Source organism: Mycobacterium sp. TH-M25 (genome assembly GCF_057473665.1).
Map to the genome: position 1 here is coordinate 1 of NZ_JBYCLA010000573.1, position 3,403 is coordinate 3,403.

At 62.8% G+C, this 3,403-nt stretch carries 4 protein-coding genes; 1 reads left to right on the forward strand and 3 read right to left on the reverse strand.

Annotated elements, in window-relative coordinates:
• On the forward strand, positions 1 to 972 hold a 972-nt coding region (locus tag AC2VOU_RS19120), incomplete at its 5' end, for an amidohydrolase family protein (protein WP_486958771.1).
• A 5-nt stretch (positions 973 to 977) separates the two neighbouring features.
• On the opposite strand, the gene AC2VOU_RS19125 is transcribed toward AC2VOU_RS19120, so the two are convergent.
• The 3 genes from AC2VOU_RS19125 to AC2VOU_RS19135 all read right to left on the reverse strand — a co-directional run.
• Positions 978 to 1,970, reverse strand: a complete 993-nt coding sequence (locus AC2VOU_RS19125; protein WP_486958772.1) for a substrate-binding domain-containing protein — start codon at positions 1,968 to 1,970, stop codon at positions 978 to 980.
• A gap of 22 nt (positions 1,971 to 1,992) precedes the next feature.
• Positions 1,993 to 2,778, reverse strand: coding sequence for an IclR family transcriptional regulator (locus tag AC2VOU_RS19130; protein WP_486958773.1), 786 nt, complete (start codon positions 2,776 to 2,778; stop codon positions 1,993 to 1,995).
• A gap of 41 nt (positions 2,779 to 2,819) precedes the next feature.
• On the reverse strand, positions 2,820 to 3,403 hold a 584-nt coding region (locus tag AC2VOU_RS19135; protein WP_486958774.1), incomplete at its 5' end, for an FAD-dependent oxidoreductase.

Genomic DNA, 3,403 nt, shown 5'->3' on the forward strand with positions numbered 1-3,403 from the left:
ACCCACGGCCTACCGCGCGACTTGCCGAACTTCGGACGACGATTCGCCGGCTCATGGCCAGAACTGGTCGAGACCGGCCCATGCACGGCGGACATCCTCCTCGGTGGCCGGCATTTCCGGTCGATCACGGATCACTGTTGGGACCCAGCCCGGCGACTGGAGGACATGGACACCGATGGTGTTTCCATGCAGGTGATCTCGCCCATTCCCATCACCTTCTCCTACGGGTTGAACGCCGACGGCGTGGCGGACCTCTCGCGAGTCCAGAACGAGTGGATCGCCGGTGTGGCCCGTGATCACCCGTCTCGATTCGCCGGACTCGGCACCGTGCCGTTGCAGGATCCTGCGCGGGCAGCCCAGATGGTGGTCGACATCGTCGAGGATCTCAAGTTGTCCGGTGTGGAGGTCGGGTCGAACGTCGGCGACCACAATCTCGATGACCCCGAACTCGACCCTTTTTTCGCCGCCTGCGCACAAACGGGTGCGCTCATCTTCGTGCACCCATGGAACATGCTTGGCGCCGATCGGCTCAAGAAACACGGACTGGTGAATTCGATCGGTATGGGAGCTGAAACCGCGGCTGCGGCGGCGTCGTTGGTGATGGGCGGTGTCCTCGACCGTCATCCACACCTCAAGATCCTGCTCGCGCACGGCGGCGGCGCATTCCTGGCACTGCTGCCACGGATCGACCGCATCTGGGAGTGTGTTCCGGACGCGGCCGGTACCAGCGGCCGGCCATCCTCGTATGCCGATCGTTTCTATTACGACTCGCTTGTTTTCGATCCCGCCGCCGTGACCGCACTGATGGCCCGCGTCGGTGCTGACCGTGTTGCCGTCGGCACCGACTACCCGTTTGTCATCGCCGAACGACCTGCGGGTGCGGCGCTCTTCGCAGCAGATCTGCCGGCGTCGGTTACTGAGTCGGTTGCTTCGCGGACAGCGGTCACAATGTTGGGTTTGAACGTGGCCTGATTCCCTCAGATCCGCGCCGAGCTCAGCGTCGACGGAGCGAAGACCTCCTCGTAGCCGAGCAGGTGGTCGGTGAATCCTTGCTGATGGGCATAGTTCAACAGCGCTTGCAGGGTGACCGCATTATCGGCCACTCCATATCGGAAGGGATCGCCGAGCACGGCGGCTTCCTCTTCTGCGTAGGCGGACTCCCATATCAAGCTGCTCGTGCACACCGCGGTATCGAGCAGATCGCGCTGGACGGGCCTGCGAGCCGTCTCGAACGCATCGACCAGATTGTTGGCGAGCCAGGGGTGAGCGGCGAGGAGCGCCCGCCTGACCACGACAACGTGCATGATCGGGATGATCGCCGTGGCTTCGAAATACGCCCGTTCCGCGCTGCAGAAATCCGGCCACAGCCGTTTGATACGCGGGTCACCCTGTAAGAAAGCCTGCGGAGCTCGGGCAGTGATCAACCCGTCGAGGTCACCCCGTAACAGTTGGTTGCTCAACGTGTCGTCGTCGCCGATATGGCTCACCCGGAAGACCTGCGGAGGAAGGACGGGCGCCTTCTCCTGTCGCCCGGCCTCCTCCAAACCCCCTGTCCGCCAGTCAATCGACGTCAAATCAACGCCGTAGTGTTCGCCGAGGATGCCGCGCATCCACAATGAAGCCGTCATGCTCCACTCCGGGGTACCGACCGTCGTGTTCGCCAGATCCGCAGGTTGTGACACGACTGCGTCGGCGTTGACATAGACCGAAGCGTGCCGGAAGGCGCGAGACGGAAAGATCGGCAGGGCGACAAAAGTCCTGTCGGGGTTCTTCAGGGTCGCCAGATAGGCACCCATCGAATATTCAGCGACGTCGAATTCGGCATACTTGCCCTGACGCCAGAACAAGTCTTCGATAGCTGTGTGCAAGTAACGTAGGCGCATACCTTCGGGCTGTACCTCCCCGGTGTACAGGCGCCAGGTGCGATCGTACAACTCCCCACCGTAGGTCAACTCGAGCCGTTGCGACATGTTCACTCCGTTCGGGGATCAATCACGGTAGTAGTTCATCGATCTCAGCTTTGGCGGCGCGCAGATTCTCCAGAACGACGTCGCGAAAGTCGGTGTCCATCCTGCTCACGGGTACGGACGCAGCGAGCGCGAACGAGCCGCCCCGCAGGGGCACCGCCATCGAGACGACGCCTTCCTCACCCTCCTCGTCGCTGGTGGCGAATCCACGACGACGCACGGTGTCGAGCTCAGATTTCAACGATTTCTTGGACTTGATGGAGTGCCGTGTCAGCTGGGCAAGATCGGGATCGGGATACAGCGCGTCAAGCTGCTCGTCAGTGAGCGCAGCCAGCAGCGCCTTGCCCGTCGACGTGCAATGAGCCGGCATCGCCGCGCCCAGGCGAGCCGAAACCCGCAGCGCCTGAGAACTTTCGATGGAGTCAACGAAATCTACCTGCGTGCGGTCCAGTCGCCCCAGGTGCACCGTTTCCCGCAGATCCGCATTCAATTTCTCCAGGACAGGCCTCGCACGGACCCGGATGTCGAGGCGACCAACCACGCTGAAGGCCAACAAGTGGAGGCTGGGACCGGACCGATACGCCTTTGTCTGCGGATCCTGGCGAACCAGTCCGCGGTAGGCCAACATCGCGAGGAGGCGGTGAGCCGTCGAACTGGCTACCGAAAGATGACTGCTGACCTCGGTGAGCCGGATCTCGGACCGCTCAACCAACATCATCAACGCACGCAACGCGTTGTCGACCGATTCGATCGGATACTGCGGTACGGGCCCGTATTCACGTGCAGCGACGACATCGTTTGGTTCGGTCACCCCTGCGGCCTCCTGACAGCGATTCACGCGACCGGAGATGCTTACTGCCGGGCGGGCGCCGTGGCAGCGGCCTGCGGCAACTGTTCGAGTTCGTGCAGAGCCGCCGCGGCGGTGGTCTCAGCGCCGATCAGTCTGCGGCATATCAAGATGGCCTTTGGCCAGTTGACGGTCACGGCGCCTCGGATCAGCCCGCTGTCGTCGCTGTAAATTGCTGCAGCACGCGGCTTCTCACCGTGCAAGTTGCCGATCAGCTGCAGCAGTTCGGCTCGACCCGGCCGCCCGGCGATCTGGATCTTCCAGTCGTACTGGTCGCTCCAGACGTACTCCGTCGGTGCATAGGGGTGCAGTTCATCGGGGTGCTGGATGTTGTGGGCGACACAAGCCGCCTGCTCCGAGGCGTTGGTCCAGTGCTCCACCCGGACATCTTCACGATGCCGCGGATGATGCCAACGGGCGACGTCACCCACCGCGAAGACATCGCTGTGATCGACTGCACGGCAATACTCGTCGCACACCACACCGTCGTCGATGAGCAGTCCCGACGACGACAGCCAGGTGTCGTTGGGGCGGGCGCCGATACCCACGACGACGGTGCTGGCCGGTAGCACCTCGCCGTTGGTCAATG